Here is a 3,176-nt window from a genome sequence, read left to right as displayed (position 1 = left end):
GGTGGCGATTTACAGGTGTTACAGTTTAATACCGAAGATATGAAAAAGGTTGAAAAGATGGCAAAGAAGTATGGAATCCTGTATTCGGTACTTCCAGACTGTAACAGGAAAGATGGACTGAGTGAGGTAATCTTTCATACAGAGGCAGTTCCACGTGTGAATATGATGATACAGAAGCTCAAGTTTGGTAAGATTGCCACATTTGACGATTATCTGAAGAATGGAGATGAAAAATCCCTTGGCAAGCTGATGGATTTTTTGAAGAAACAGCAGGGAAACGAGAAAAGCCACACGATAGAAGGGGATAGGGTTAATACCGCTATTGACGGACTGATCGAAAAGGTCGGAATGTTTGCAATGGAAAAGAAAGCTATCAGTGTGGATCAGGTCAAGGAGAATTTCAGTATCAATGGTGAGCAGGCTGAAAGTGTTATCAAACAGCTAGAGACAATCGGTGTGCTTGGCAGTAAGAAGGAAGATGGTACGCATGCAGTCATGATGGATAAGGATGCATTTATCAACCGTGTCAGAGGATATCAGGACCTTGCAGAGAGAATGAGGGCAGTAGCCGCATCAAAGAATGCCAATCTTTCGGATGTTACAATCAGTAAGAAACTCATTATTGAGGAGAATGACCATGCAGTTAAGACAAGAATCCCCGGAACATGGGGAGACGAAGCAAGATATGTATGGCTTCGTAAAGAAAACATTATGGACATCCATAATGGAAAGACTATGCTCACGTTTCTCGATTCCAATAAGGATTATAAGCTGTATGACAGCCAGAATCGTGTTGTAACAACACAGAAGGGAACAGAGCTTTATACGCATTATGATAAGGTGGAGGCATCTGTCAGGGAGCGTTATGAGAAAGTCCAGAAACAGCAGAAAAAGACCACGCAGCAGAAAACAGTCACTACCAAGAAAGCGAGGTAGTTTTATATGCAGACAACAAAGAAAAAACTATCACTGATATTCATTCTTGTGGGTGCAGTATTAGCGGGGTACCTTGGTTATCTGATAAATGGTGCGTGGTCGGAGGGAGTGGCATTTAATGAATTTATGGACAGATTCAATGAAGTATGTGCTGTTCCCTTTGCCAACTATTACAATTCCAATACAGTAAAAGCAGTAGCCATTGCATTAGGTATCTATGCGATGGCTATTGTCATGTATTACACCAGTCAGAGAAACTATATGCCCGGTAAGGAATTTGGTACGGCAAGATTTGAAAATCCGAAGCAGGTCAACAAGATACTTGCAGATAAGGATGAGAATTTCAACCGGATACTCAGCCAGAATGTGAAGATGTCGCTGGATTTTAGGAGACTCAAGCTCAATGGAAATATCCTTATCTGTGGTGGTTCCGGAGCAGGAAAAACATTTTATGAAGTAAAGCCGAATCTTATGCAGATGCCGCATAACTGTTCTTTTATCTGTACCGATCCAAAGGGAGAAATTCTTAGAAGCTGCGGTCAGATGCTAAAGAATAACGGATATAACCTGAAAGTCATTAATCTGTTAGAGATGGATAAATCAGACTGTTACAATCCATTTTCCTATATCAGAGAGGAAACAGATGTGGTCAAGCTGATTACAAACCTTATCAGCAATACGACACCAAAGGGAGCAACACCAAGTGATCCGTTCTGGGAAAAAGCGGAAGGATTGTTCTTGCAGGCTATCTTTTATTATGTGTGGCTGGAGGTACAGCCGGCAAAGAGAAACTTTGAGACAGTACTTAAACTTCTTGGAGAGGCAGAGGTTACAGAGCAGGGGAAGGCGTCAAAGCTCGATGTGCGTATGAAGTTTTTAGAGGAAAGTTCTCCACTTGGAGCCAATCATCCGGCAGTCAAGCAGTACAACAAATGTATGAGAGGTGCAGGAGATACAGTCCGTTCCATTATCATCAGTGCCAACTCAAGACTTGCATTTCTTGAGAATAAGCAGGTTTTACGATTACTCTCAAAAGATGAGCTTAATCTGTCCGATATCGGTATTGGAGTTAATGGGGATGGAGAGACAAAGACAGCACTCTTTTGTGTAATCCCGGATAGTGACAAATCCTATAACTTTATTATTGGACTACTTTATACGCAGATATTTCAGGAACTGTACTATCAGGCGGACTTTAACTGTGGCGGCAGACTTCCAATTCATGTGACCTTTATGTTAGATGAATTTGCGAATGTCGCATTGCCCGATGACTACTGTTCATTGTTATCGACAATGCGAAGCAGGGAGATTTCAAGTATTATCATCATACAGAACTTTGCCCAGTTAAAGGCACTTTTTAAGGACACCTGGGAGACAATTCCAGGCAACTGCGATACTTTCATCTACCTTGGCGGCAACGAGCAGTCAACGCATAAGTACGTCTCAGAGCTGCTTGGAAAAGGTACGATTGATAAGAAGTCAAGCGGAGAGACAAAGGGCAGACAGGGAAGCTCTTCAAGAAATTATGATGTATTAGGAAGAGAACTGTTTACACCCGATGAAGTCAGAAAGCTGGATAACAAAAAGTGTATTATCTTTATCCGTGGTTTTGATCCTATCATGGACAATAAGTTCATACCATTCAATCATCCGATGTTTAACCAGACAGCAGATGGCAAGGGAGAGCCTTATGTTTATCAGATAAGGGGAGCAGATAATCTTATCGGTCCGCCATTTGAGATTCTTTCAGACAAGGCGGTTAAGTATTATGAAAAACTGAAGGATAAGGGCGAGAATGTGTATATTGATTCTCTTACCTATGAGCAGTTTATGATGCTTGGTGATGCGGAATTAAGCAGAAGATTCTCCATGCAGGATGAAGCAGAGCAGAAAGCAAAGATTGACAGGGAGCAGGCGAATGAGCTTGAGTATGTCGATGAATCGCAGAAGTCTGATGCTGCAGAAAGTGCCAACGCTTCTAATGGAAGTACTGGTGCTAAGCCTGTAAGGAATCCTGAGAGGGAAAAGCCTAAGTGGGAAGATACCATCACAAACAGAATGCTGCACTGGTCATATACACCGGAGCAGAAGGAAGAAGTGAAGAAAGCATTAGCTGCAGGAGTTCCGAAAGCAACGATTCTTACTTACTTCTATCCGGAGGTAACTGTGGAGAAGATGAGTTCATATCGAAAGAAGCAGTAATGTTTTTAGATATATTACAGAGTATATGATATAATTTG

The 3,176-nt window shown here is 41.8% G+C and carries 2 protein-coding genes; both read left to right on the top strand.

The genetic code is table 11. The features are described from left to right. On the top strand, positions 1-936 hold a 936-nt coding region (locus WMO38_RS14885), incomplete at its 5' end, for a DUF3801 domain-containing protein (protein WP_349163201.1). A 6-nt stretch (positions 937-942) separates the two neighbouring features. Then, the gene (locus WMO38_RS14880) at positions 943-3,138 is read left to right on the top strand and encodes a VirD4-like conjugal transfer protein, CD1115 family (RefSeq protein ID WP_349163200.1); all 2,196 of its coding nucleotides are present in this window, start codon (positions 943-945) and stop codon (positions 3,136-3,138) included. The last annotated feature ends 38 nt before the right edge of the window (positions 3,139-3,176 follow it).

It is taken from the genome of Lachnospira hominis (ex Hitch et al. 2025), assembly GCF_040096395.1.
Lineage (GTDB): Bacteria > Bacillota > Clostridia > Lachnospirales > Lachnospiraceae > Lachnospira > Lachnospira hominis.
Note: the sequence above shows the minus strand (reverse complement) of the source record. Positions and strands in the feature narration are given on the sequence as shown.